The organism is Leptothoe sp. LEGE 181152 (assembly GCF_032906605.1).
In the GTDB taxonomy this organism is placed as follows: domain Bacteria; phylum Cyanobacteriota; class Cyanobacteriia; order Phormidesmidales; family Phormidesmidaceae; genus Leptothoe; species Leptothoe turfae.
This window is the reverse complement of sequence record NZ_JASATU010000008.1, coordinates 151050-177788: the sequence shown is the minus strand read 5'-3', so window position 1 is coordinate 177788 and position 26739 is coordinate 151050. Positions and strand designations below refer to the sequence as shown.

The 26739-nt window shown below is 48.9% G+C and carries 20 protein-coding genes; 14 read left to right on the top strand and 6 right to left on the bottom strand.

All coding sequences use genetic code 11. From position 1 onward, the window contains the following. Nucleotides 1–98: 98 nt before the first annotated feature. The 4 genes from QGP82_RS05035 to QGP82_RS05020 form a co-directional block, all read right to left on the bottom strand. A complete protein-coding gene (locus QGP82_RS05035; RefSeq protein WP_499057431.1) occupies nt 99–350 on the bottom strand; it encodes a hypothetical protein in 252 nt (83 codons plus the stop codon). A 28-nt stretch (nt 351–378) separates the two neighbouring features. Further along, a complete protein-coding gene (locus QGP82_RS05030; protein WP_499057430.1) occupies nt 379–1524 on the bottom strand; it encodes an acyltransferase family protein in 1146 nt (381 codons plus the stop codon). Nucleotides 1525–1584: 60 nt separating this feature from the next. Beyond that, complete coding sequence (locus QGP82_RS05025) at nt 1585–2871, bottom strand: S41 family peptidase (protein WP_499057429.1); 1287 nt, start codon at nt 2869–2871, stop codon at nt 1585–1587. Nucleotides 2872–2936: 65 nt separating this feature from the next. Next, nucleotides 2937–3671: a DUF5673 domain-containing protein gene (locus tag QGP82_RS05020; protein WP_499057427.1), complete on the bottom strand. Its 735-nt coding sequence runs from the start codon at nt 3669–3671 to the stop codon at nt 2937–2939. A 139-nt stretch (nt 3672–3810) separates the two neighbouring features. Between QGP82_RS05020 and QGP82_RS05015 the strand changes: the two genes are divergently transcribed. From QGP82_RS05015 to QGP82_RS05000, 4 genes are all read left to right on the top strand, one after another. Beyond that, nucleotides 3811–3942: a hypothetical protein gene (locus QGP82_RS05015; RefSeq protein ID WP_499057425.1), complete on the top strand. Its 132-nt coding sequence runs from the start codon at nt 3811–3813 to the stop codon at nt 3940–3942. A 58-nt stretch (nt 3943–4000) separates the two neighbouring features. Continuing rightward, on the top strand, nt 4001–4804 hold the full coding sequence (locus QGP82_RS05010; RefSeq protein ID WP_499057423.1) for an alpha/beta fold hydrolase: 804 nt from the start codon (nt 4001–4003) through the stop codon (nt 4802–4804). 80 nt (nt 4805–4884) lie between these two features. Continuing rightward, a complete protein-coding gene (locus QGP82_RS05005; RefSeq protein WP_499057421.1) occupies nt 4885–5541 on the top strand; it encodes a hypothetical protein in 657 nt (218 codons plus the stop codon). Nucleotides 5542–5564: 23 nt separating this feature from the next. Beyond that, nucleotides 5565–6269, top strand: coding sequence for a carbonic anhydrase (locus QGP82_RS05000; protein ID WP_163669148.1), 705 nt, complete (start codon nt 5565–5567; stop codon nt 6267–6269). On the opposite strand, the gene QGP82_RS04995 is transcribed toward QGP82_RS05000, so the two are convergent. Further along, on the bottom strand, nt 6251–8239 hold the full coding sequence (locus QGP82_RS04995) for a protein kinase domain-containing protein (protein WP_499057420.1): 1989 nt from the start codon (nt 8237–8239) through the stop codon (nt 6251–6253). The two genes, QGP82_RS05000 and QGP82_RS04995, sit on opposite strands and share 19 nt — an antisense overlap. A gap of 297 nt (nt 8240–8536) precedes the next feature. On the opposite strand from QGP82_RS04995, the gene QGP82_RS04990 reads away from it, so the two are divergent. From QGP82_RS04990 to QGP82_RS04945, 10 genes are all read left to right on the top strand, one after another. Continuing rightward, complete coding sequence (locus QGP82_RS04990; RefSeq protein ID WP_163669146.1) at nt 8537–9136, top strand: FHA domain-containing protein; 600 nt, start codon at nt 8537–8539, stop codon at nt 9134–9136. 28 nt (nt 9137–9164) lie between these two features. After that, the gene (locus QGP82_RS04985; RefSeq protein ID WP_499057480.1) at nt 9165–11285 is read left to right on the top strand and encodes a mechanosensitive ion channel domain-containing protein; all 2121 of its coding nucleotides are present in this window, start codon (nt 9165–9167) and stop codon (nt 11283–11285) included. A 53-nt stretch (nt 11286–11338) separates the two neighbouring features. Then, nucleotides 11339–13075, top strand: coding sequence for a protein kinase domain-containing protein (locus tag QGP82_RS04980; protein WP_499057418.1), 1737 nt, complete (start codon nt 11339–11341; stop codon nt 13073–13075). A gap of 87 nt (nt 13076–13162) precedes the next feature. Then, nucleotides 13163–13690, top strand: a complete 528-nt coding sequence (locus QGP82_RS04975) for a hypothetical protein (RefSeq protein ID WP_163702800.1) — start codon at nt 13163–13165, stop codon at nt 13688–13690. A 182-nt stretch (nt 13691–13872) separates the two neighbouring features. Then, on the top strand, nt 13873–14904 hold the full coding sequence (locus QGP82_RS04970; RefSeq protein ID WP_499057416.1) for an endonuclease/exonuclease/phosphatase family protein: 1032 nt from the start codon (nt 13873–13875) through the stop codon (nt 14902–14904). Nucleotides 14905–15130: 226 nt separating this feature from the next. Further along, nucleotides 15131–16105, top strand: coding sequence for a hypothetical protein (locus QGP82_RS04965; protein WP_163669142.1), 975 nt, complete (start codon nt 15131–15133; stop codon nt 16103–16105). 64 nt (nt 16106–16169) lie between these two features. Further along, nucleotides 16170–17606, top strand: coding sequence for a carotenoid oxygenase family protein (locus tag QGP82_RS04960; RefSeq protein ID WP_499057414.1), 1437 nt, complete (start codon nt 16170–16172; stop codon nt 17604–17606). A gap of 356 nt (nt 17607–17962) precedes the next feature. Continuing rightward, nucleotides 17963–20155 carry an AAA-like domain-containing protein gene (locus tag QGP82_RS04955; RefSeq protein WP_499057411.1) on the top strand — a complete coding sequence of 731 codons (2193 nt, stop codon included), beginning with the start codon at nt 17963–17965 and terminating at the stop codon, nt 20153–20155. 3 nt (nt 20156–20158) lie between these two features. Then, nucleotides 20159–24397: a beta-propeller domain-containing protein gene (locus QGP82_RS04950; protein ID WP_499057409.1), complete on the top strand. Its 4239-nt coding sequence runs from the start codon at nt 20159–20161 to the stop codon at nt 24395–24397. Nucleotides 24398–24589: 192 nt separating this feature from the next. Continuing rightward, nucleotides 24590–26026: an AAA-like domain-containing protein gene (locus QGP82_RS04945; RefSeq protein ID WP_499057407.1), complete on the top strand. Its 1437-nt coding sequence runs from the start codon at nt 24590–24592 to the stop codon at nt 26024–26026. A gap of 40 nt (nt 26027–26066) precedes the next feature. On the opposite strand, the gene QGP82_RS04940 is transcribed toward QGP82_RS04945, so the two are convergent. Beyond that, the gene (locus QGP82_RS04940) at nt 26067–26483 is read right to left on the bottom strand and encodes a hypothetical protein (protein ID WP_006519597.1); all 417 of its coding nucleotides are present in this window, start codon (nt 26481–26483) and stop codon (nt 26067–26069) included. Nucleotides 26484–26739 lie beyond the last annotated feature (256 nt).

The window sequence follows — 26739 nt, the reverse complement described above, 5'->3', positions numbered from 1 at the left end:
CTGTAAGGCTCCAACTATTTTAAGATTGAGTTGCTGAAAGTTAGCTAGCCTAGCCTTTAATTCTTACCCTACGGGGAGCATACTTTAGTTAAGCTTACTTAGGCGATGGGAGGTAGGGATTCTAAAAAATTCATCATAGGCTTCAAAAATCGTTTGCCAAATAGGGCCGACAACGTGCCACACAACACCACAATGATGACGACTGCTGTAATGTTCCCAGTGGTTAAATCGGGTCTAACGACTGCCAACGGCAATAGGGACACAACGAATCCCAGTAAGGCTCCTAATAAAAACTGATAGGCAAAATCAGTTAGAGTACGAGGCTCTGAGTTTTTTTCAGTAGGGGTCATGGTGGAAAATCTAGCTCCAAACTAATAATTAGGGAAATACAAGTCTAGCGAACGAAAACCTGCGCAGGGTAGCGCTAACGAAAAAACACAGGGGAATACCGATCAGGGTGACCAGACCAAATTTAGCTAGGGGGCCGATGGGTAAAGCAACCATCACCACTTGCAGATAGATAATCAGTAACAGATGAATGAGATAAACCGCATAGGCATTGTCAGCAAGCATCTGTAAAAACTTGTTCTGACTATTAATCTTCTCACGAAATAAAACTAATAGTCCAATGCATAGGCCAACACAAATTGTGGCTTCCCAGGCACTCCAAACAACAGAGCGCCAGTCTAAACCACCGCCAGCAATGAGAGCAGGCAACAGCAGCCTGCCGCGACTGAGGCTATAGCCATAGCGCAGCAGGACAGCCCCCAATCCTATGGCAAGCCAGATAAAGCCCTGTCTTCTGGGCATTTGTTTAAGCCAGTTATAGCGATAGGCAACAACTCCTAATACAAAGAGACTGACGTACTGGGGAAAATGGGCAATCTCTGTGGGTAAAAATCCGCACAATTGCACCCATCGATCAATCGGATAGTCAATCCGCACTATGGCTGTTACCATCGTCAGGCTCAGCAGATAGGCGAGAATGGTTTGATGGCTGGGCACAGGCCAAGGTGCCCCCATAGCCTCTGACGCCGTGGCTCTGCGTCTCATTACCTGCTGCCATAGGATGTAGCCCAGGGCATATACCAGTAAGTGTAACAAAAACCAGAGGTGGGCCACTTCTATCTTGAGGGGGTGAATATAGGTTTGGCGGATAAAGGTCAAAAAAGAGTCTGACGGTGCTGTCAGGTGATGTAGCACAGGCGGAAAAACAACCAAGCTAAAAAATATTAAAGGTATCCCCAATCGTTGAAACCGGGTCAAAAGAAATCGCCGTGCCCCTTTACGTTCATACGCTATAGGGGTTAAGTATCCGGCAATAAAAAAGAACAGGCCCATAAAAAATGCCGCATTGATTGCAAAAAAAGATCCTAAAATCGCAGCATGTTCCGAATTAACTATGGGCCAGGCTCCTCCGGTTGGACCATAGGGCTGGGCAGCATGATGGGCTAGCACCAGCATGGTTAAAAAGACTCGCAAATTGTCGACAAACACTAGTCGGGCTGAAGGAAGTGTGTGCATGACTCACCCACGAGGGTTACGGCTGCTGACAGACAGTGATGATTCTCACTGCTATGGTTCTCACCGCTGTGACACAGGTGTATTCAGTACGGTGATGGCAGTTGCGATCGCACGTTCTTTCTGCGGATCACTGCCCTGGGCATATTCAATGGGAAAGGGCACCACGTCATCCGGCGTGACGCCCACCCCTTCTAGACGAACGGTTTCATCCACATAGACATCGGCCACCGCCACATATAGCAAACTATCGTCGGGCATAATAAACGCTCGCCCGGCGGTCACAGCACCAGCGGTAGTCGTACCCACCACCGGACCGATATCATATTGCTGAAAGCCATAGGCCAAAACCTCTTTTGCACTTCGACTGCCCCCATTGACCAGCATGACCACCGGCTTTTTCCATTGGCTATGGTGAGTCACACGGGCGCGATCGCGACCAATACTGGTCAGACTAGGTCCCCTGGCCGTATACAAATTCAACGCCGTCAGGGGGGCACCCCCCCAACCGTCTCTCAGGTCCAACACCAGCGCATCGGCCTTGCTGAGGCGACCGTACAACAGCTCCTGTTCTAGTTTTTCCTGATACTGGTCCCCCGCATAGGACCAAATATGAACATAGCCAATCTTTTTGCCCGCTTTTTCAATCACCTCCACACTGTCATCCATGATATCTAAGAACATGGTGATGCCGTCATACAGCTTGGGGGTGATGGTAATCTCTTTCTGGCTGCTAGCATTTAACGAGGACTGCACCTGCAAGCTAACGGGCTGTTCCGCTTTCCCTAAAAAGGACTGAATGGGATGAAACGGCTCACCGTCCACACCGAGAATCTGGTCGCCCACCTTTAACCCAGCCTGATCAGCAGGGCTACCCTTAAAAATTCCCGTGATAAAGGTTTTACCCGCTTTCTCACGGGTCACAATACCGATATCGGCATACTCCAGCTTGCCTTCAGGAAAGCGCGTTTCCAAGCGGGTTTGGAAGTCAGATACCCGCGGATAGAAAATCCCCAATAACTGATAATAGGCGGGTTCATCCGGCGTATAAAAATGGGTATGGGATGTGTCCAGCGCACCGAGCATTTCATTAATCAGAGTCGCCTTTTCTTGCTGAGACGAGGCCGCCGCCACCTGAGGGCGATACTCTTCCCCTGTGGCTGCCCAATCAATACCGTTAAACTCAGGATCATAAAAGTTGTCATTAACGGTTTCCCACACGGTATCAAATAGATCTGGTTGCTGCGACGCAGCCGGTATGGTCAACCGATGGAGCATGCCGATTAAAAGGCCAATCAAGGCGACAATCAGCAGGCCCCGAACCCAAATTTTATTTCGCCTAAGCATCATGAGTTCGCCCTCAAACATATCGTGGTATTAGACGCTACCAGCCCCAAAAACGTATCGATCAGGTCTTAAGGAAGTGCCAGCGTATCTGGCGGAGAAAAGGGAATATGAGTCTGGAGCACTCGATCCATGGCATCGCGATGTTCTTGAGGCACCTTAATGCTCATGGTGTGAGGCAAAAAGACTACCCGAGGTCGCACTCGAATGGTCAACGTATTAGGATGGGTTACCTCCCAGCAATAAGACTTCATTCGCTGCCAGGGGATAGCATTATACATAAAGCACAGGCCATTTTCTCTTAGTTCAAGTTTGTTCAGACCAAGAGAGATAATTAACATAGCCAACGTCCACCAAAAGGCTATCTTAAGAGGTATGTATACAACCACATTTGAAGTATCTGAAATCCCAGCTGGAGAGGTCACCATAATCCAGGTAATAACAAGGGCAACGACAACCTCTGCTAAGCCAATCCATAACAGCATCTTATTGTGCCAGGTGCGGCCAGCGTCAAGCAATAGGCTGCCAGCCTTACGTTTACGCACGGGCCAGCTAAATAGCCACACACCAATGCTAACGATATAGCTGATGTAGAAAAAGCTCCAAACCAACTGTCCGCCGATGGTTATTAGGAAGGGGGTGAATGCGATCGCAACCCCCACTAAAATCCAGGGCAGCGCGTAGCCCATATTACGATTGGCGGCTTCTTTACCAACAGCGTTTGCCAATAGAAAATAGCTACCCAGTAACGCCAGACTGACAACAACGATATACCCCAAAAAAGCCATAAACAGCTCCTTAATCATTGGCAATACCTTCAACCCTAAAAGCTTCTATTTCGAATTCCCATGACAAAAGTCATTCATACCAATGACCTTCTGACATGGACCTAACTTTCTTCATGAAGGACACTTAATATTTTCAGTCTCCCCATGCACGAGCACCATGGTTAAGCACTCTACTCTACCAACCGTACTGGTTGCTGGCAGTAACGAACATCCACTTATGCATGAGTCACAACAGGTTTTGCATAGGACCCTGGCCGCAGCTCAATCCTACCCGGTGTCTCACAACTAAAGTCATCCCCAGGATCAGCAATGTCGCTAAGATTCATCGTTCATCATTAAGCAGTATTGTGATAGTCCAAAACCCAGACAGTAGTACAACATATTATCTAGAACTAGGCGATCGTTCGTCAGAGACTCTGCTGTTGTTGCATGGGATTGGTGCCGATCATGGGATGTGGCAGCCACAAATGCAAACCTATGCAGATGCGGGATTCCATGTGCTTATCCCAGATCTATTTGGCCATGGCCAATCCTCTAAGTTAACAACTCCACAGCTATCTAGCTGGCATAATCAAATCAACTGGCTGTTAGCCCACCTTGCCATCGAAACATGTACCATCATTGGCGTGAGTATGGGAGGTGTCATTGCTCAATCATTTGTTGTTAACTACCCCAACGTAGTGACAAGGCTGATCGTTGCTGACTCATTTGGGGAACTGCGTACACCTCAAGAAAAACTATTAGGCTTTTCTCAAATCATTGGGTTTAACCTGTTCAAACTATTGGGCAAACAACTCCTGGCAAAAAGCATCTGCCAAACATATCGAGCTAGCTATGCCAGGCTAGCTCAAGACTATTTTGGCCAGGTTAGTTTAAAAGCAGATCTCCAACAGCTGATATTAGCAAGAAAGGCTATTAATCGCATTGATGTCTTGCAGAGGTTACAAACTATCACAGTTCCTGCTCTGATTATTGTTGGCAAAGACCTGGGAGAATCATTTATTAGCATCAATCAAAAGATTGCTAATGCTCTACCTAACAGTGAGTTGGTCATATTAGAACAGTCTATGGATCCTTCTAATTTGGTGAATCCATCTGGATTTGATCATCAAGTCTTAACGTTCTTGAACTCAGAAACCACAAGCAAATAACAATCTCAATTCCCTACTCCCTACCCACCGTCTTAACCTAAATTTTGAACTTGACGCACTACATTAGGCGCAATCAACCCATGACCACCAGAACATTACCGAAAAAGAAAACACAATTATTCCTAGCCTGGATTTTTGCCAATGCAATCGGAGGATTTCTAATTGGTTTCTTAGAAAACAATGGTGCCCAGTTTATGGCAACACTTTTTTTGTCAGGAGCCATCATTGGCTCGTTGCAATGGTTAACCTTTAGATGCATAAATATACAAGGGGGACGCTGGACGCTGTGGCCCGTGGCTAGTGCCTTAGGGTGGATTGCCAGTACATTACTCAGCATATTACTCAGCATGTTGCTGGTGTCGCTAACATCAATGGTGACGTCTTCCACGGCTGAGGCAATTGCCTGGGAAGAGTTCTGGCAAAATCTGCTGATGAATCCGTCAATTTGGATGTGGGGTATGGCCATCGCCCAGGGCATGATCCTGAGTTACCATGCGCGTCAACGTTGGCGCATACTGGGAGTTTGGCTATTGGCAAGTTGTTTAGGAGCCGCCTTGAATGGAACGGTCAGTGCCATACTCTGTCGTAGTGTGTGCCAGGCCTTACCCAGTTCGCTGATCGGTCTTGTTGATGGAAAAGGGTGGGCTGTCTATGGGGTGATCACTGGGTTTGCACTGTTGTGGGTCTTTAGGGATAATTCTGTTAGATTACAATCTCCTGTACACCGCCCAGATTAAGGCTATTGCGGCTTTAGTAGTTTATGTTCGGCCCCCTGCTAACGCGACGTGACTTTCTTCAGCTCAGTCTTGCAAGTATTCTCTGGGGCTATGACGGTGATCAAGGGCCTGCCCACTGGTCTACGCTATCTAGTGATTACCACATCTGCGGTGACGGTCAGCGGCAATCTCCCATCCAGATCGACAAAACTACGGCGACCGAAGAGACAGTCAGTTTTGACTATCGACCCATGCCCATTTCCCTGCTCAACAATGGTCGTACCATTCAGGAAACTGGTAATGACCGCTGCTCTCTCACCCTTGATGATCAGGTCTATAATCTGAGTCAATTTCACTTTCACACCCCCAGCGAACACACTGACGGTGGCGCGCCCTATCCGATGGAGTTGCACCTGGTGCACCGTCATGCCGAGACTCAAGCGTTAGTCGTTGTGGGGGTGTGGATCACGCCAGGCTTAGAACAGCCGGAACTCGCTGTTCTAGGCCAGCATCTGCCTAAACAATCGGGAGAACAGATTAGTGCTTCTGCCATGGTGAATCCGGGCAACCTGCTACCAACGGAGCGAACACTGGTGCGCTACAGCGGTTCTCTGACAACACCTCCCTGTTCTGAAGGGGTAACCTGGCTAATGATGGTGAACCCCATCGAAGCATCGGCCCAACAGATTGAAATGTTTCATCAAGTGTTGGGTAATAATGCTCGACCGCTTCAACGACCTAGTTTTTGACGAATTTGGGTTCGTAATGCCTGGGCCTCTGGATAATCTGGCTGTAGTTCAATGGCTTTTTCGATGGATGCGATCGCAGCATCAAACCGCCGCAGTCCCCACAGGGCTGCTCCCCGATTACTCCAGGCTTCTGCAAAATTCGGATCCAGTTCAAGGGCACGATCGTAGGCAGTTAGCGCATCCTGGAACCGTTGCTGTTGCAACATAATGCCGCCTCGATTGTTCCACGCTTCGGTGTAACTGGGGTCGATGTCCAAAGTCTGGTCATATAAAACCAATGCGGCCTGGGGTTGTCCCTGCTGTTCCAGGGCATAGCCTTTACTCCACAATGCTTGGATATTGTCAGGGGCGATCGCCAGGGCCAGCTCACAGGCTTCAACCGCCTGACCATAGTTCTGCAATTGATTCAGGCTATAGCACCGTCCCCAATGGGCTTCCACCTTGTCGGGGCTGCGTTCCACCAACTGGTCATACACCTGAAGCGCTTCTTTATAGTGGTTGCGATCGCGCAAATCACTGGCCTTGGCGAAAAGCTCATCTAAGGATGGTTGGGCAACGGGCTGGGCAGCGGGCTGGGCCGGTGCCGCCACTTTTGTGGGTGTCTTTGGTGCTGCGGTCGGTGCTGCGGTCGGCACTGCTGTAGCCCCTGGAGTAGCGGGTTCTACAGCGGCACTCCCAGGCTCAGAATCCGCCGATGGACTACCCTCTGCAGTCTGGGGAGACTCGGCTTCAGATGCCGGAGTCGCTTCAGCAGGAGCTACCGCTACCGTAGGCGCAGCTTCAGGCTGGGAGGTGAGGTTGGCAGAGGTTTGGCCATTGCGTACCAACCCCAATGCCACGACGGCCACAATGCTTAATCCCAAAATTGACCAGCGGCTTTGGCGACTATTTAGCAGGGTGGGCAACGCCTCAACAGTGGCCTGGGTGGCATCTTGCAGAGAGCGAGTAACTGCTTGAAGCTTTTCAATGGGTAACGTTTGAGTTGGCGCTGATATGGAGACTGTTTCAATTTGGCCCTGGTCCGAGGCTGGTGTTATCCCTGGGCTATTAGAGGGCTTTGCGGGCGCAGCCATCTGGGTGGGTAATCCACTGACAGCACCAGTCGCAATGGGTTCACTCGCCATCGCCGGTAAAGACCGTAGGTCAGTCAAAACCTCCGTTGCCGTTGGATAGCGATCGCGATAGTCATAGCGCACCATGCGCGCCAAAACGGCCTGAAAGGCATCACTAATGTCTAAATCAGGACTCTGCCAGAGAACTTCGCTGGTGCGAGGGTCACGCTGTAGCAAGTGGGGTCGAGTCCCCGTCAACGCCTGCAAGCAGATCATACCTGCAGCATAAATATCGCTACTAAACCAGGGATTGCCAGCCAGTTGTTCATTAGGCATATACCCCTGGGTGCCAATGGAAATAGTACGCGTAACTTCGCCATTTTCCCGCCTCTCACTGACCTGTTTAACGGCCCCAAAGTCAATCAGCACCATATGACCATCGGCTCGACGGTGGATCAAGTTAGACGGTTTGAGATCGCGATGAATCACCCCTTGCCCATGGACAAAGGCCAGGGGGGTCATCATTTCTATCAGCAACTGACGAACCCTAGCTTCAGACCAGGGTTGCCCCGGTTGAATCAACGTAGACAGAGACTCTCCCTCAATCAGCTCCTGGGCTAGATAAAACTCTTGGCCATCTTCAAAGTGAGCCAGCAAACGCGGAATCTGAGAGTGCTCACCCAGCTGGTAAAGCACCCGGGCCTCCGTTTCAAACAGACGTCTAGCCGTCGTTAAGCTCTCAGCATCCTGTAGATGGGGCTTGAGCTGCTTAATGACACAGGTTGGATGATCAGGTAAATGTAAGTCGGTTGCTAAAAAGGTATGGCCAAACCCACCCTGACCAAGGGGTTGGATAAGTTTGTATCGGCCTCCGAGTGTTTCTTTAGATTTAACACCCAATAGTTGTATCAGGTTCATACGGCGATCCCAAGAGCAGTAATGCCTGAAGTGGATTTAATATAATTGCCCCCATACCCTCAGCAAACGCATGATGGGCAGTCGTTAATAGAGTTACTAAGTTAGGCAGATGTACGGTCCTAACCTAGCGATTTCACCTAAGAACTAGCCTGCGAAATAGACAGTCCTGCTGACCGACCACTACCCCTGAAATTTCTGAACTGACTTTTCTGAACTGAATTTAAATACATCCCGTCTTTATAACGAGTAGAGTAAGATCGTCCTCGAAACCGTCGTATCGTTAGAACAAACGCCCCCATGTCAGGTGAACCGGTCGTTATCCAATTTAACTGGGAAGATCCGGTGACGGGAGAATCCCAGTATGCTTCGCGTCAACTGCCCGTTGCCATTGGCCGTGAAACTAGCAAAATGCCAACACAGCTAGAAAATCAACCGGTATCTCATTTGGAATTGATCCACCAGCAGGTATCGCGATGCCATGCGGTGATTTCCATGACCAACCGGCAGCTATACCTTTCAGACAAAAGCGCCAATGGCACTTTTCTCAACGGTCGACCCATTCAGAAAAATGGTCAAATCTTTAAACCTAAAGACACCATCCGCATTGGTCCGTTTAAGTTAACGGCCATGATTATCAACACCACCGATGCGAATTCTACTGAATTAAATCGTGAGTATAGCCACCTGGCTAAAAGTGAGATGGCAACCGCAGAGCCCAACGCTATTCTAGGATGGCTGATCGGGGGTGGCATTCTACTGTTAATGGGCATCGGTTTATGGCTGGGAGGCCAGGCATTATTAAACCGAGCTCGCCCCACCCTTGACGACCCGGCAGAATCATCTTTAAACCTCTCCAATATGGAAATTGGTGCCCTTGAGATTCCCACAAAACCATAGCCCACAAGACCATAGAGTTACCCCCTTGGTGCGCCGCTGCAAATATTGGGTTTTGCTTTGTCTATCCCTGGTGGTTTTTACCTGGGGAAACTTGACACTACCGGCTCAGTCTCAGACAGTTGAGGTGGACGAGCCAATAGACAGATCGACAGCAGAAGTTGTGGTCAATGGACGGAGAGTTTTTGATGTCCGTGGAGTGGCTGATTTCACTCCCCTTGAACGAGCCAACAGCATTAATAAACGGTTAAGGGAAGAAGTACAGAAACCTGAACCACCCAATATTGAAGTTGTTGTTGATGAAGAGACGGGGTTAGTTTATCTCCAAAGCCAGGGTGAAGACGGTGAAGACCTGATAGCCACCGTCACCCAGGTGGATTTAAGTAGGCCTGGCTATCGTCTGGAACAGCAGGCTGAAGATTGGGCAAACGAGCTAGAAGCCGCTATCCGTAGAGGGCAGCTAGAACGACGGCCCAACTATTTACGCCGGGCCTTACTTTACAGTCTAATGGTGTTGGGAATTGCGATGACAATTCACCTCTTCCTCCGCACCTTTGGTCGCATCAGTTCTCGCTTCCTAACCCAGTGGTTTACCACCACCACCGGCCCATTCACCGTATGGGAAAGACCCATTACGTTCTTCTGGCGGCTGGGGTTAATCAGCTTAAAAGGAGGCCTGTGGCTGACATTTGCCATTTACATCACCGATCTGTTTCCAGAGCTACGTAGATGGCGTCATACCATTGCCACCCTGCTGACTGCCGAAAGCATCACCCTGGGCGACAACCAATACTCTGCCTTAAGAATGGTGCTGCTGCTAGCCCTCACCATTGGACTTTGGTTTGCCGCCCGGTTAATCTCTAGACTCTTCCGCACCTATATCCTCCGCAGAGCCCAAGTCGAAGCCCGACTGCAAGATATTCTCAGCGCTCTAGTTCAATATGTTCTGCTGTTTTTGGGCATTATTGTTCTGCTACAGCTGTTGGGAATTGACGCCAGCTCCCTGACAATTTTAGCCAGTTTGTTGGGTCTAGGTATTGGTTTTGGTGTTCAGAACATTACCAACAACTTTATCAGCGGCTTTATCATCACCCTAGAGCGCCCGATTCAAGTGGGAGACTTTATTAAAATTGGCGACTTAGTTGGCATTGTCAAGCAGGTGGGAGCCCGTAGCACAGAGATTAACACGCTAGATAAAGTCACCATTATTGTGCCAAACTCTCGTTTTCTAGAGAGTGAAGTCATTAACTGGAGTCACGGTGACTCGATCTCTCGTTTGCGGGTGCCGGTCAGTGTTGCCTATGGTTCTAACATTTCCCAGGTAAAAACCGCCCTGTTAGAAGCCGTTAAACGTCATCCTGAAGTCTTGTTGCGACCTGAGCCAGAAGTCTGGTTCCAAAGTTTTGGCGATAGTGCCCTAAATTTTGACATTATGGTGTGGACGGGAGAACCCCGCAAACAATTTCGCGTCAAAAGCGACCTTAACTACGCCATCGAGGCCAGCCTGCGCCACTACGATATTGAGGTGCCATTTCCTCAGCAGGATCTACACTTGCGATCGCCCCAACTAGACGACATTCTAGAACTCCTTAAACAGCAGTCCATTGGTATTTCGGACGGCTACCGCAGTATCCCCTCCCCCTACATTCCCCCAGCCACCGACACGACAGCAGAAGTCCCCGAGGCCCCCATCGAGCCACCCGTTGAGCAAACGGTAGACCCCAAGTCACCACTGCCTGACTTTTTGGTAAATCTTGATCTAGAAGCCCTGGCCGATGCCCTGCAAGGACCACAGGGTATCACCCTGCAACCTCATCCAGAGGAACCGGACAGTGACCCCACATACTTTACCGGCACAGCGGCTGTAGAATGGCTAGAGCAAAAACGGGATTACACCCATGAAGGAGCCACATTAGTCGGCAAATGGTTACTGCATAAGGGGCTGATCGCCACCACCATCGAAGGTCAAGACTTCGAGGCCAGCCAGGCCCTCTATCAGTTTTATCAAGATTCACCAGCTGCCCTGGAGAAAGATATAGAATCACCCTCAGATCCAGTAATTTCAAACCAAGACATCACGGAGGGCGACACCGAAATTAAAACCGAAATCGTTGTCCCCAATCCCAATTACCGCCGGGACACAACCCATTGACCCCCCTTGTTTTCCTTTCCTGATTCTGCTGCTCACTCTGCCTGCTAATCCCCATGGACCTAAACTTCCTCCGATCCCGCCAATCTGGATCAGACCAACCCCTAGGTAGCCGGTACAAAATCGTCGAGCAGTTAGGCAGTGGCGGCTTTGGCCAAACCTTCCGAGCCCAGGATTTGCACCTGCCAGGGCATCCATTGTGTGTGGTCAAGCAGCTCAAACCCCAGGTGGAAGATGCTAAAGGATTACAGGTTGCTCGGCGGCTATTTGATACAGAAGCTAAAGTTCTTTACCAGCTGGGGTCCTATCCACAGATTCCCCACTTACTGGCCCACTTTGAAGAAAATCGAGAGTTTTACCTGGCCCAAGAATTGATTGAAGGCCATTCCCTGGAGGGCGAGTTCAAAACAGCCCCCTGGGACATTCCTAAAGTCATTGATTTCCTGGCCGATGTGCTAGAAACCCTGGCCTTTGTCCATGACAATCGGGTGATCCATCGAGACTTAAAACCATCCAACCTGATCCGCCGACAAAGCGATCATCGCATCGTTGTCATCGACTTTGGCGCGGTTAAGCAAGCCGGTACTCAACCGGCAGGGTCTGGCGTTAGCCACACCATTTCCATTGGCACCCAGGGCTACATGCCCAATGAGCAATTAATCGGTCAACCCCAGTTCAGCAGCGATGTGTATGCCGTTGGCATTATGGGCATTCAGGCCCTCACCGGCCAACCGCCTAGGCAGTTAATGCCCAATGCCCAAACCGGAGAACTGGAATGGCATCGCTATGTGCCCCATAGTCCCCTGGAGCTGATCACGATTTTAGACACCATGGTACGTTACGACTTCCGTACGCGTTATCCATCAGCCAAGGAAGCTCTCAGGGCCCTACAGTCTTTGCCGCAGGGCCTAGGGCAATATGCGACTGGCACCGGGGCAAGTGCCACATCCGGCGCACGCAGACCGGCTCCACCAGCTCAGCCCACCGCGCTGACGGTACCGGCAATGGCCCCCCAGCCCCAGCCGCCAAACCGGGCCAAAACCTCCATGGCTACAGAGGTCGTACCGCCGCCGTCCACGACTAATACGACTAACACGACTAACACGACTAACACGATTAAGAAGATACCAGCCATTATCATCGGTGTAGCCATCTTGGGCATCGGCCTCCTAATGGGGCGAGCCTGCACATCAGCCACCTCGAATACCGCTGAGGTTCCAGTCGCCAGTCAATCGCCCACGGCACCAACAGAACCAGCTCCGGTTGAGGCTCCGGTTGTTGAGCCTCCTGTTACAGAGGCAGCCCCCCTTGAGGACCTGGAGACCCCAGCTCTAGACACCTCAGAGAGTCCCCCCATGGAGGAACCAGTTGCCATTGAAGCAAGCGAGCCCCCTGGGGAACTAGACGCAGAAATAGTGCCGGATGAGGCTCCGACAACAGAGTCACCGGAGCCGCCAGCAGCAGCCCTGACGCCAGCCACGGCCCAAACCGTTGTCACGACTTTTTATGCCTATCTATCCAGTCAGGCCTGGGATCAGGCCAAGGCACAAACCAGTGGCAGCGTAGCCCAGAATTTTAACCCCGAATTCTTTCAACAGTTTCAGCAGGTCTCGGTTGAGAATTTGCGAATCAAAAACCAAACCTCCGAAGGCATCGAGTTTGAGGGCCAGAACACCTATGTGTATAGCGATGGCGCAATCCAGAGAGAAGCACGCACATTTACAGTGCAGCTGATCGACGGGCAGCCCCGCATCGTGGATTCATCGTTTGTGCGGGTCATACAGGCTCGTTAGTTTAGCCTGCACATAGGCTGAAACTATCAAGCCTACAGATGTATTTGGCGATGCCCCCCTTGCAAAACTGTCATTTAGCGCTAAGCTATGGCGCAAGACCAATGTGTTTCTACGTTAATGCCATCGTCCAGCCACAATGCAAAACCATCCCATGCCCTTGCACTCAAGCAAGCGGCAAATTGGCAATGCAGGACCTGTGGACGACACTGTCGGCGTCATGACGAATCCCTGGACGATTTTGCTGCACGCATTGGTAATGAAGTAGAGGCGATCGCAGCCCACCCACGCCGCTGGGCCCTCCACGTGACCAAACTGCAGAAGCATACCCCCACTGTTCAGCACAAGACTGCATCAAAACAAACGGGATCAGACCCGGTGGCTTTGCTTTGCGGCTCCTGTCATCGCAAATATCACAATTCTCACCGTTGGAAAAACCGACAACGGCAGTATCACCAGCACCTGGAACACATTGGCCAGCTCACCCTCAACGACATTCGCTTGCCCCTAACAGGTCTACAGCTATCGCTCAGTGAATGGAGTGATCCTTATGAAATTGTGAATCCTTTACAACCGCGCAAACGGACAAAAACGTCTAAAACGTCTGGTAGTCCGTGAATCGGGCCGTAGCAAGTCGTTTAATGCAGCATCTTTAATGCCTTTAATACAGTCAGAAATCTAACTCCTAAGAACCGTAGGAATTAGAGATTGTTTGCAAGGTTGCCTGCAAGATTGTCTGCAAGATTGTCTGCAAAACCGCTCAAATTGTCTTATTTTTAGCCCTATTCGTTAGCACTCCCATGGCCCGACGTACCCAGTTCACCATTGCGACATTTAATCTATACAACATTAACCGTCCAGGCCTAAGAATCTATTCTGATTTAGACGGCTGGGATAAAGGAGCCTACGAACGCAAGCTAGAGTGGAGCCGTCGTACCATTCTCAACAATGAGGCCGATGTTTGGGGATTCCAGGAACTCTGGCACACAGGTGCACTAGAAGATATTTTCGACCATAAAAAACTGGACGATTATCAGCTCTTAGTGCCTGAAGACCATCGTGGACAGCGGATTGTCTGTGCCGGGGCAGTACGCAAAGATATTCTGGTTGGCGAGCCCCAATGGATCGACGCATTTCCAGAGAAATTTATTTTGGAAAGCGGTGGCGATGACGCCCAAACATCAGGCATCTCTGTCAATGTAAACAGATTCTCCCGACCAGTCCTGCATTTTCAGGTGCAGGTGCGATCGCAATCGTCTCCCATCTCCATCTACGTCGCTCACTTTAAGTCCAAAGCCCCCACTAAGGTCTACCGCGAAGGCTGGTACCGGGATGCAGATGAATACTATAGACAGCATAGTGAAGCCCTAGGCTCAGCCATTTCCACCATTCGCCGTACAGCCGAAGCTACGGCCCTGCGGATGATTCTGACAGAACGCATGAAAAATACCCATGAGCCAGTGGTCGTTCTGGGGGATCTCAACGATGGGGAAAGCAGCAATACCCTAAATATTTTGACTGGACAGCCCAACTATATTTTGAGTGGATTAGAACAGGGCGGTAGCGATGTGGACCTTTATGCAGTGAGTCGGCTACAGCAGTACCGTAGCGATCGCAACGTGTACTACACCCACATCTACCAAAACTTCCGAGAGTCATTAGATCATATTCTGGTATCCCAAGAATTTTACGACAACTCACGCCAGCGTCTGTGGGCCTTTAAGGGCATGGATGTCAGCAACGACCACCTCAATTGGGACAACCACAAAGAAGACGGCTCCTCAGACCACGGCATTATCCGTGCCCAGTTCGAATACCGCCCCGCCAAGTAATCCCCATGCCCCCCTTCGACACGCTCAGGGTAGGCTCCCTCACCCAGTAAAGAATACCTAAAATATCCCGAAGCTCCCCATGAGCGCGGGTAAACTGAGGTAAGAGGCGATACTGTACCGTATTGCTCAATTTTTCAAAGGCTTGAGCTTTTATTGAGTATGGCTAACGCTCTCTAACCATGATGATGCGTTAGCCCTAAACGGTATAGAAATCGGCACTGAAAATATGCACCCCACTCCCCATTGGTTTATTCCCTTAAATGAGTTAGATGCAGCCACAGGAGCATCCCTCAGGCCCGCAGATGCCAAGCCATCTGCGACAGATCCTGTTGCCAAAGAAGGAGATTCATTTCTCGTCACCTTAGAGAGTCTGTTAATTGTAAAAACCTACGACAGTAGAAGCGATAACGATCTGCTGGTCCGTTCTCGTCTCAAGTATGGCAATGCTCCCATGGTAGAAGCCATTAACTTCTTCGAGAATGACGTTCCAGCCGGCATCGTCAGAGACAATCTGCTGTGTGAGTATATCTACTCGCAAGAAAAGTATTCCACCCTGGACCGAGTCCATCTGGAAGTGGAGATCATGGAACTCCCCGGGGAGATTAGCCTGAACAAAGACATTGGCCAGGGTCTTCAAACCATCAAAAATACCTTTGGTATGGTTCTCAGCTCCTTTTTACCCTTTGGTGGTGTTACCTTCGATGTTATGCAGAAAGTAAACACCGTCAGAAAAGAAAAACGCCGCATCTTTCTTAGTAGTCTCGATCTATATGGCGATGGGGGAGAAGGGGAAGCACGTCTACGGTATGGAGCCTATGTCTTTTTCAAAGAGACTGTAGATGGCTCTAAGTTTAAGCTGCATAAGCTACAGCTACAAACTCCCGAAGATGGCACCCAGCCATTTCCCCACGACTATATTGTTGTCAAAGTGGTGCCAGCCCCCATCCGGGTGGGCAGCAATGAAGCAATAGCCCTACGCCACCAGAAATTAGCCGCTGTCCTAGGCTCCACCAATGGGCAAATGGATAACACAGCCAGGCATCCAAACTTTGATCATAATTTAATTCCCGATGCCGATCAGCTACGCAATCTAGCCCTGTTTTATAGCCTCCAAAAACGCAAAGACGCCCGTGAGGCCCTGGGCGAAACTCAGAATCAGCTTTATCAGAGACTACGCCAGGAACTGCAAGCGTTTATCTAATAACAGATTAGTTGATATCATCTGCATCCCTATACTGGTAAATGTTGATGCCCCCGAAACTGTGATGCAAGCCCCCACGCGAGATCGCGACACCTTTGGCCAAGGTAAACCCCTCTGGTCTCGTGCGATCGCAAAACCTGCCGTCGAATTTGGCCCCGTTACCCTACCCGTTTTAGCGGGGCAAATCCCAACAGACTTGCGAGGTAGCCTGTACCGCAATGGAGCAGGCCGTCTACAGCGTGGCGGACAAACCACCCACCATTGGTTTGATGGCGATGGCGGCATCCTGGCCATCCACTTTACCGATGCAGGGGCAACCGGGCTGTATCGCTACGTTCAAACCCAGGGATTCCAGGCAGAAGCCGCCGCTGACGAATATTTATATGCGGGCTATGGACAAATGGCCCCCGGCCCGTTTTGGAAACGCTGGGGCACTCAGCCCAAAAATGCAGCCAACACCTCTGTGTTAGCCCTACCCGATAAGCTCCTGGCCCTTTGGGAAGCGGGTAACCCTCATGCCTTAGATCTAGACACCCTAGACACCATCGGCTTAGATAACTTGGGCTACCTACAGCCAGGGCAGCCCTTTTCAGCTCACCCCAAACGGGATCCAAAAACCGGAGACATCTACAATTTTGGCGTTGTCCTCGGTGCTAAAAACTCCATTCAGCTATACCGCCTTGATGCCTCTGGCCAGATGCGCCAACAAAGCCAGATTCCACTACCTCGGACCACCTTAGTCCACGACTTTGTCATAGCAGGCCCTTATCTGGTTTTTCTGATCCCACCCGTAGTTTTATCAGTATTGCCCATCCTGTTAGGAACCAAGGGTTTTAGCGATGCCATGGCGTGGAAACCCCAACATGGCACCCAAGTTATCATTGTCGACCGCAATACCCTAACAGAAGTCTCACGGTTTGCCACCGATCCCTGGTATCAATGGCACTTTGGCAACGGCTATCAAGCAGACGATGGCTCTATTATCATCGACTACGCCCGCTACTCAAATTTTGATACCAATCAGTGGCTCCAAGAATTTGTCACCGGATTTCCCAAAACCCAGGCCTCATCAAAACTTTTTCGATTACAGATTGATGCGATCGCAGGCAAAGTCTTATCCAACGAAACACTGTTTGACCTAGACAGCGAATTCCCCATGACATCTCCCAATGATGTAGGGCATCACCATAAATCTCTCTTTTTCTGCTACAAAGCCAATCCCAAAAACGAAGAATACTTCGACAGTATTGGCTGTTTAGACCCTGACGATGGCCATACCAACCTCATGACATTTCCCAAAGGCTGCTATCCCATCGAACCAATCTACGTTCCTAACTCTCAAGGTTCTGGCTGGATTCTCACCGTTGTCTTTGATGGCAATCACGACCAAAGTACCGTCCAGCTTTTACAAGCAGACAACCTGGAAGCAGGCCCAGTTTGTGTGTTGGAACTCCCCGAGATTATTCCCTTTGGATTTCATGGAACTTGGCAATCTCGGTGATTATGACCTGCTTAATCCTGGTTAATAGCACATGATGTCACGGGGCAGGCACAAGGCACAGCCCCTACAGGAGACCAATGCAGAACAAATACAATTGACCTTGCCATAACCTCTGATCCAGGCAAATTAGGCTATCCCAATATGAGGTCAGAAAACTACAAAGCTAAGTGCAGCGATTGCAGAATTCATTAGAGCATCTGCCCAAATCTTCAAATAAAACCGCAAAACATCAAACAGCCGTCATAAGTATGTGACCTATGTAAACAGATGTCTTCGGAGTAAGACATCAACTAAAATTTGTGTAATTTTAGGTAAAGGAATAAATTTCTGATTGGCCACTGCTAAGTTGTTTTACTATGCCCTTAAATGCCAAACTACCATTGCGCAAAATTTTGGTGCTGGCGGCCAATCCTAGTGATACAGCCAGGCTGAGTCTAGATGAAGAAGTGCGTAGTATTCAGCGCAGTATCCAGCTATCCAAAGAACGGGATCAGTTTCAAATCGTTTCAGAATGGGCCGTCCGCACTGAGGATCTAATTCAAGCACTGATGTCCCACCAGCCTCACATTGTGCATTTTGTCGGGCATGGTGTTGGTGATCATGGCTTAGTCCTAGATGATAGTCGAGGTCGGAGTCAGCTGGTGCCGACGCGAGCCCTGGCACGCTTATTTCAGCAGGTCTCCAATGTGGAGTGTGTCTTGCTCAATGCCTGCTATTCCGATAGTCAGGCCCAAGCCATTAGCCAGTTTGTATCTTGTGTCATTGGCATGAATCAGCCCATTGGCGATGTAGCGGCCATTAGTTTTGCACGGGGATTTTACACTGCCCTGGGTCATAGCAGCTCCTATGAAGCCGCTTATGAAATGGGGCGTACAGCCATTGATTTAGAAGACATTACTGAGGAAGTAGCCACACCCGTTCTACGGACCCGTGCTGGCAAGGTCATTGATGATCGGTTCGGCAGTAAAGCTAGCCCTTCAGACAGTCGAACTGCCACACGGCGGATTTTCATTAGCTATCGCGATGAGGCTCCGGATAAGGACCTCGCCCAGGACTTTTACGATGCGTTTCAGGCAGCTGGCCATGAAGCCTTTATGGCGGCAGAGAGCATCAAGTTAGGGGAAAATTGGCGCAAACGCATCAGTACTGAACTGCACCAGTGTGATTATTTCTTGTTGCTGCTATCGCCTTTGTCAGCCACCAGTGAAATGGTAACCGAAGAGGTGAAGCGGGCGCGGAGTCTGCGGGATCGGCGTAATCGACCGGTGATTTTGCCCATTCGGGTGCAGTTTCCCATGGATGACCCGCTGAACTATGAACTGCGGGGATATTTACAGCAAATTCAGCAGAGGGAATGGCACTCAGCCGCAGATACGCCTGCCTTGTTGCAGGAGTTGCAGTCGCTAATGCAGGAGCACAAGGCGCAGCGGGACATTGCCCCGGCTGAGACCGAGTCTGCAGTTCACATCCGACCGGTGGCCGATAGCATCGATCGACCGCCGCTACCGGTGGCTGAACCGGAACTACAGCGAGAGCCAGGGGGCTCGGTGCCACTCAAGTCTGGCCTCTATGTAGATCGTCCGCCGATTGAAAAGGATTGTTTTGCTGAGATTGAACAGCCAGGCTCGTTGATTAGGATTAAAGCACCGCGGCAAATGGGTAAGACATCCCTGATGGCTCGGATTTTGAACCACGGGCGGGAGTTAGGGTATGCAACGGTGCCGGTGAGTTTTCAGCGGGCAGACAGTCGGTTATTCAATGACTTGGATTTGCTGCTGAAGTGGTTGTGCTCTCAGGTGGGCAGGCGGTTGAAAAAGCTTAAGGAACTAGAAGATTATTGGATGGGCTTTGGGAGTAAAGACAAATGCATTGCCTACTTTGAAGAGTGTTTGCTAGAGGATTTAGATACGCCCTTGATTCTGGCACTAGACGAAGTGGACATGGTGTTTCCCCATGCCACCGTGGCGGATGATTTCTTTGGGTTGTTGCGGTCCTGGTATGAGTCGGCACGCTATGGGGATTTTGGTAGCGAGCTATGGGAGAAATTACGGCTGGTGGTGGTGCATTCAACCGAAGCCTATGTGCCGTTGAATATTAACCAGTCGCCGTTTAATGTGGGCAAAAATGTAGAGCTGGAAGAGTTTTCGGCGGAGCAGGTGCAGGATTTGGCTCAAAGATATGGGTTATCAGCCAGTGCGAGTCAAACTGAGGCATTAATGGAGTTGGTGGGGGGACATCCCTATTTGATTCGTAAAGCGCTATATCATCTGCGGCGGGATGATTTGAGTATAAATGCATTAACTGAAACAGCAGCGACGGAAGCGGGAATTTATAGTGATCATCTGCGGCGACATTTGTATGTGCTACAGGATTATCCGCAGCTGGCGGAGGCGTTTCGGCAGGTGGTAACGAAACGTCGTCCGGTGGATATTGATGCGGAGTCTTCGTTTAAGTTGGAGAGTATGGGGTTGGTAACGCTATCAGGGAATCAGGCATCGCCGCTGTGTGAAATTTATCGTGAGTATTTTAGGGAGCACTTGGAGGGGTAAGCTATGGCTGCAGCGTATCAGTACACGGTGGGTGGTGCTCTCAGGCAGGATGCGCCTACCTATGTGACTCGACAGGCAGATAAAGAGCTATATGACGCCCTGAAAGCGGGAGAGTACTGCTATGTGTTTAACTCGCGGCAGATGGGTAAATCTAGTCTGCGAGTCCAGGTGATGCAGCGTCTCAAAGCAGAAGGAATCGCCTGCGGTGTGCTCGAAGTCAGCAGCATTGTAGGTGAAGGAGCCACCTCGGAACAGTGGTATTTGGGTTTGATCCGTCGGCTAAGCCGCAGCTTAGGGCTATCGGTAAAAGTACTCCCTTGGTGGCGAGAGCGAGATGGTCTATCGCCAGTGCAGCGGTTTAGTGAGTTTGTTGAGGACGTATTACTAAGGGAACGGCCTGGACCGATTATTATTTTTATCGATGAAATCGACAGTCTGTTTAAGTTTGACTTTAACGATGACTTTTTTGCGCTGATTCGGTCGTTTTATCAGGAGCGGTCGGATGTAAATGCGTTTGAGCGGCTGAGCTTTGTGCTACTGGGGGTGGCAACACCGAATGATTTGATTCGGGATAAGACGCGCACGTCGTTTAACATTGGTGGTCGGCTGATCGATCTGAAAGGGTTTCAGGCTAAGGAAATTAATCCTCTGGCCGCAGGTTTGGAAAGTGTCGCTGAGAACCCGGCAGCCGTATTGCATGAGATTTTGCACTGGACAAAAGGGCAGCCGTTTTTGACCCAGCGGTTATGTCAGTTAATTACTGTTTCACAGTTCACTATTGCCACTGGTAGTGAGGCGGATTTAGTTGCACAGCTGGTGCAATCGCGGGTGATTGATGACTGGGAAGCCCAGGATGTGTCGGTGCATTTGAAGACGATTCGGGATCGGATTCTTGCAGATGAGGAGAGAACTGGGCGGCTGTTAGGGCTATATCAGCGGGTTTTGCAGGCGGAGGAGATTGTAGCAGATGGTAGTGATGAACAGATTGAGCTGCGGCTGTCGGGGTTGATACGGGAAGAACAGAATTATTTGCGAGTGGCAAACCCGATTTATAGGGCGGTATTTGATCAGGAGTGGATTGATGCTGGGTTGTTAAAGCTCCGGCCTTATGGAACAGCGATTGCTGCATGGATAGCCTCTGGGCGACAGGATGAAGCTCTGTTGTTGCAGGGGGAGGCATTGCAACAGGCACGGACTTGGGCAGCCGGAAAGCGTTTAAGCGATGATGATCGGCTATTTTTGGATGCGAGTCAAGAGTTGGGGCGGCGAGAACTGAGAAAGGTTTTATCTGCTGAGCAGCAGGCGAAAGCGATTTTAGCAGCTGCTAATAAGGAAGCCGAAGCGCGACTTAAAAAAGCGGATGAAGAACTGCATGAAAAAGAGCAACAGCTTCAGGTTCAGAAAAGTCAGTTAAGGAAGACGGGACAGCGGCTGCGGTGGGGCGGGTATTTGCTAGCGAGCAGCATTGTGGGAGCTGTGATTGCGGGTGGGATAGCTGTTAATCGATTGGCTGTGGCAGAAGAGGCTCAGACAGAAGCTGAACAAGCTGCTACTGAGAATGCTCAACTATTGGTAGATAATGAAACCTTAGAAAGAGACAAGCAAACTCTAGAAAGGGATGCGCAGGCTTTGGAGAGAGATGCCGAAAAAGCTGAGAAGGATGCTAAGAAGTTTGAGGGTGAGGCAGAGAAATCTAAGAAAGAAGCTCAACAGGCTAATGAAAATTTGTTAGCGGCACAGCAGAAAGAACAGGTAGCCTTGCAAGATGTTCAGATAGCTCAAGCGGCGGTAGAGGCTGCACAGCTGGAACTAAATAGTGCAGAACAATTGGCTGAAGATGCAGCAGAGAATCTGCGTAATGCCCAAGAGGAACAGATTTATGCAGAAACAAGTTTAACGAGAGCCAGAAAAGGATTAGAATTAGAAAGGCAAGGACAATCGGCTCTAAGAAATTTTTCAGCAGAACCCTTAAATACATTAGTGAGTGTGCTCGAAGCCGCACAAAAACTCAAACAATTGGAGATAAAAGATTTCCAAAAATCAGATGAGATCTACCAGTATCCCGCCTACAGTCCTATTGTGGCATTGGATACTATCTTACGTGAAATAAGAGAACTCAATCAGTTTAAAGGGCATCAAGGAAGAGTTCTTGATGGTAATTTCAGCCCTGATGGTCGGTATATTGTTACAGCGAGTGCTGATCATACCGCACGCATATGGAATGTTGAGACAGGTAGAACAATCCATGTCCTACAAGGCCATCAAGGCAATGTTACGAAAGCGAGTTTCAGTCCTGATGGTCAATATATTGTCACAGCGAGTGCTGATCATACCGCACGCATATGGAATGTTGAGACAGGTAGAACAATCCATGTCCTACAAGGATATCGAGCTAGTTTTAGTCCTAATGGACAGCGTATTACTACTGCAAGTAAAGATAATGTTGTTCGTATATGGAATGTTAAAACAGGAGAGGTCTTACAAACTTTGGAAGGGCATCAAAATGCAGTGATAAATGCCAATTTCAGTCCTGATGGGAAGCATATTATTACTGCGAGCCGAGATAATACTGCACGCATGTGGGATGTTGACACAGGAGAAATAATCCATGTCCTACAAGGACATCAAGGTTTAATTATAAATGCCAATTTCAGTCCTGATGGGAAGCATATTGTTACTGCGAGCCAAGATAATACTGCACGCACATGGGATGTTGACACAGGAGAAATAATCCATGTCCTACAAGGACATCAAGGTTTAATTATAAATGCCAATTTCAGTCCTGATGGGAAGCATATTGTTACTGCGAGCCAAGATAATACCGCACGCATATGGGATGTTGACACAGGAGAAACAATCCATGTCCTACAAGGACATCAAGGTTTAATTACAAATGCCAGTTTCAGTTCTGATGGGAAACATATTGCTACTGCGAGTGGTGATCAGACTTCTCGACTTTGGGATACACATACTGGCAAACTTCTCCAAATACTGCGAGGTCATCAAGATCCAGTAGTAACTAATGCTGAATTTAGTCCTGATAACCAGCAAATTATCACCGTAAGCCATGATCACACTGCACGATTATGGACCATTAGCAAAAAGATTGACCCACTAACGCTAATGGGGCATCAAAAGGATGTGATGCGTGTCAACTTTAGCGCTAATACACAACAAATAGTTACGACTAGTAAGGATGGTACTGCCAGAATTTGGAATACTGAAACTGGAAAACTTCTCCATACATTACAAGGGCATCAAAATTGGGTAATGAACGGAAGCTTTAGTCCTGATGATCAGCGTATTGTTACTTCAAGTTTTGATGGTACTGCAAGACTTTGGGAAAGCAGTAATGGTAGACTTCTTCATGTATTACAAGGTCATCAAGGACCATTAACGAACACAAAGTTTAGCTCTAATGGCCAGTATATTGTCACGACTAGTGAGGATGGTACTGCAAGAGTTTGGAATGTTACTACTGGAGATTTGCTCCACATTTTAGAAGGTCATCAAGATGTGGTAGGTGATGTAAGCATTAGCCCTGATAGTCAGTATCTTGTTACTGCAAGTGATGATGGTACTGCAAGGGTTTGGGATATTACTGCTGGCAAATTAATTCAAGTATTGGAAGGCCATAATAATTGGGTTATGAGCGTAAGCTTTAACCACAATGGAAGGCGTGTAGTGACGGCAAGTCTTGATGGTACTGCAAAGGTTTGGAACCCTCAAACAGGAGAGCTGATTTATACGATTCAAGTTCCCCTAGATATACTCAGAAATGCAAGCTTTAGTCCTGATGGAAACTATATTGCTACTTCAGGGAATAAAGGTATCGTAAGGCTATGGAATGCTCACAAAGGTGAAGTTTTGCAAGTATTACGAGGACATCAAGGCCTAGCAGTCAATAAAGTTCGATTCAGTACTGATAGTAAGCGTCTTGTTACTGCAAGTGATGATCGCACTGCAAAAGTTTGGGATGTTGAGACAGGAGAGTTATTACAAAATTTGCAAGGTCACAAACATTGGGTTATGGATACTGCATTTAGTCAAAATGGTGAGCATATTGTTACGGCAAGCTTTGATGGTACTGCAAGGATATGGAGTTCTGATAATCTTGATAAGTTGTTAGCTCGGGGTTGCAATTATCTCAATGCATATTTTGCAACTCATCCAACAGCTTTAGAAACACTTCCCATTTGTCAGGCATCAATTCGTCAACCTTCGGCATCGTTTGCTTTATAGGACTATTTGATAGCCAAACAAAGTCAAAATGACATAGCCAGACAACTTTTCTACACAGCCTCCGGTTGGAGTTCCGATATACAGTTTAATCCTACATAACGCATTAGAAATTTGGTCTATGAAGTTAATTACTTCTCTGAGAGAAGAGTTTTTTGATAATAATAGTTCCACTATTTTGGGAATTTATTTGCTATGAGCGCTCAATCCGCCTACCGGTACACTGTAGGCGGAGCCCTACGCCAAGACGCCCCCACTTACATCTCTCGTCAAGCCGACGAAGACCTCTTTCAGGCACTGGCAGCTAGAGAATACTCCCATATTTTCAATGCCCGCCAAATGGGCAAATCCAGCCTGCGCGTCCAAACCACCCAACGCCTAAAAGCAAAAGGCATCGCCTGTGGCGTCATCGAAGTCAGCGCCATCGTCGAACACGGCATGACCTCCGAAGCCTGGTATCTCGGCATTATCCGTCGCCTCAGCCGTAGCCTGGGCATCAAACTCAAAGTTATCCCCTGGTGGCAGGATCGAGCTGAACTCTCACCAATTCAACGCTTTAGCGAATTTATTGAAGATGTTCTCTTAAAAGAAATCCAGCAGCCCATTGTTATCTTCATCGACGAAATCGACAGCCTATTCCAATTCGACTTTAGTGACGATTTCTTTTCCCTCATCCGTTATTTCTACCAAGAACGAGCTGAGCAACCTGACTACCGCCGCCTCACCATCACCCTCATTGGTGTTGCTACACCATCAGAGTTGATTTCAGCTCGAGATCGCACCCCCTTCAACATCGGCACCGCCATCCAACTCAGAGGCTTTACCCTAGAAGAAGCCAAACCCCTCAGCACCGGTCTGGCACACCTATCAGAATATTCAGAAGGACTCATTCAATGTATTTTACGCTGGACAGGCGGGCAACCATTTTTAACCCAAAAACTATGCCAACTCATCGTCAGCGAAGCCGACATTGAACCTCGGGCCTATCCAGCCCCCTACGTTGATAAACTCGTCGAACGAAAAATTATCCAAGACTGGCTACAGCAAGACACCCCTGAACACCTCAAAACCATTCAAGATAGACTTCTCCATAGTTCCCGTGCCCAGAGACTGCTAGAAGTTTATCGAGACATACTACAGTCGCGCATTGTCTTGCTCGACGGCAGCCCAGAACACAACGAATTACAGCTGACGGGTCTTGTCGTCAAAGAAGGAGCCTATCTGAAAGTCGCGAATAAAATCTATGCCGAAATCTTTAGACCCTGGTGGGTTGACCGCCGCCTCACATCCCTATGTCCTTACCAAAAAATGCTAGACAAGTGGCTTTCCTCAAAGTGTGATGCTCGGTGGTTACTCAATGAGCAAACATTACAAGAAGCCAGAACCTGGGCCGGCACCCAGAGCCTAAGCGAAGAGCATCATCAGTTTTTGATGAGCAGCCAGTCCCATATTTATGAACAGACCATTGCCCGACAGGAGGCGATTCGCAAACGAGAGAAAGAACAAATGCTGAAAGAAGCAGATGCGATCTCAACCCGCCGCATAGCCAAACTCAAACAGCAACTCACCCTGAGCCTGATACTCTGTGGCCTTTTAATATTATCCATAGTAATCCTAATTTTTACCCGCTAATTTGTAAATGTACAGACGTTCCCTGGAACGTCTTTCAATACTATTGCTTCGTCTTAGGCAGCTGCCCCTGCGGCCTTAGCCTACGCTCACCCTGGGCAAGAGCCTTTTGCACTTCAAACAACTGTTCCTTATCTATAGCCTCTACAAAGATCCTCAACAAAAACAAACTAGCCCCATCTGATAACGTCTCAATACCGTCGGGATAAATCACCAAAAATTTCTCCTTTTCGCTCTCACTCATCCCCAAGGCAATACTTTTACCATCTACATAAATCTCTTTCCGCCGCCCAACAACCTTCGACTTAATCTCAAACTTCTTATCCCATATCTGCCAGTTAATCCATACTTCTTCCTGTTCCTGCAGACCTGGATCAAAGCCATAACGACCAACAATATAATATGTCGGCTCCTGAGCAACAGGATCCAAAGCCTGCATTTCAATTTGACATAACAACATGGTGATTACTCCTCAAAACAAATGGCCAACAAACCTTGACAGATCTTGACTAATACAAAATCCTGGTTACCTGTCCCCGATATCGAAGGGCAACCATAAGGATATGCCCCTATGAGATTATCCACTTTTAATCGGGGGTAATGCATTCGGATTTGGTATGGATAATCCTGTAGGGGCTGTGGCTTGTGCGTTCGACTAAGCGTTCGACTGAGCTCACGCCGAAGTCTCAAGCTGAAGTCTCAAGCCGAAGTCTCAA

Bases quoted from the DNA above. Each gene is read 5' to 3' on its own strand.
- QGP82_RS05035 (WP_499057431.1), bottom strand. From the start codon at position 350: ATGACCCCTACTGAAAAAAACTCAGAGCCTCGTACTCTAACTGATTTT.
- QGP82_RS05030 (WP_499057430.1), bottom strand. From the start codon at position 1,524: ATGCACACACTTCCTTCAGCCCGACTAGTGTTTGTCGACAATTTGCGA.
- QGP82_RS05025 (WP_499057429.1), bottom strand. From the start codon at position 2,871: ATGATGCTTAGGCGAAATAAAATTTGGGTTCGGGGCCTGCTGATTGTC.
- QGP82_RS05020 (WP_499057427.1), bottom strand. From the start codon at position 3,671: ATGATTAAGGAGCTGTTTATGGCTTTTTTGGGGTATATCGTTGTTGTC.
- QGP82_RS05015 (WP_499057425.1), top strand. From the start codon at position 3,811: ATGGTTAAGCACTCTACTCTACCAACCGTACTGGTTGCTGGCAGTAAC.
- QGP82_RS05005 (WP_499057421.1), top strand. From the start codon at position 4,885: ATGACCACCAGAACATTACCGAAAAAGAAAACACAATTATTCCTAGCC.
- QGP82_RS05000 (WP_163669148.1), top strand. From the start codon at position 5,565: ATGTTCGGCCCCCTGCTAACGCGACGTGACTTTCTTCAGCTCAGTCTT.
- QGP82_RS04995 (WP_499057420.1), bottom strand. From the start codon at position 8,239: ATGAACCTGATACAACTATTGGGTGTTAAATCTAAAGAAACACTCGGA.
- QGP82_RS04990 (WP_163669146.1), top strand. From the start codon at position 8,537: ATGTCAGGTGAACCGGTCGTTATCCAATTTAACTGGGAAGATCCGGTG.
- QGP82_RS04980 (WP_499057418.1), top strand. From the start codon at position 11,339: ATGGACCTAAACTTCCTCCGATCCCGCCAATCTGGATCAGACCAACCC.
- QGP82_RS04975 (WP_163702800.1), top strand. From the start codon at position 13,163: ATGGCGCAAGACCAATGTGTTTCTACGTTAATGCCATCGTCCAGCCAC.
- QGP82_RS04970 (WP_499057416.1), top strand. From the start codon at position 13,873: ATGGCCCGACGTACCCAGTTCACCATTGCGACATTTAATCTATACAAC.
- QGP82_RS04965 (WP_163669142.1), top strand. From the start codon at position 15,131: ATGCACCCCACTCCCCATTGGTTTATTCCCTTAAATGAGTTAGATGCA.
- QGP82_RS04960 (WP_499057414.1), top strand. From the start codon at position 16,170: ATGCAAGCCCCCACGCGAGATCGCGACACCTTTGGCCAAGGTAAACCC.
- QGP82_RS04955 (WP_499057411.1), top strand. From the start codon at position 17,963: ATGCCCTTAAATGCCAAACTACCATTGCGCAAAATTTTGGTGCTGGCG.
- QGP82_RS04950 (WP_499057409.1), top strand. From the start codon at position 20,159: ATGGCTGCAGCGTATCAGTACACGGTGGGTGGTGCTCTCAGGCAGGAT.
- QGP82_RS04945 (WP_499057407.1), top strand. From the start codon at position 24,590: ATGAGCGCTCAATCCGCCTACCGGTACACTGTAGGCGGAGCCCTACGC.
- QGP82_RS04940 (WP_006519597.1), bottom strand. From the start codon at position 26,483: ATGTTGTTATGTCAAATTGAAATGCAGGCTTTGGATCCTGTTGCTCAG.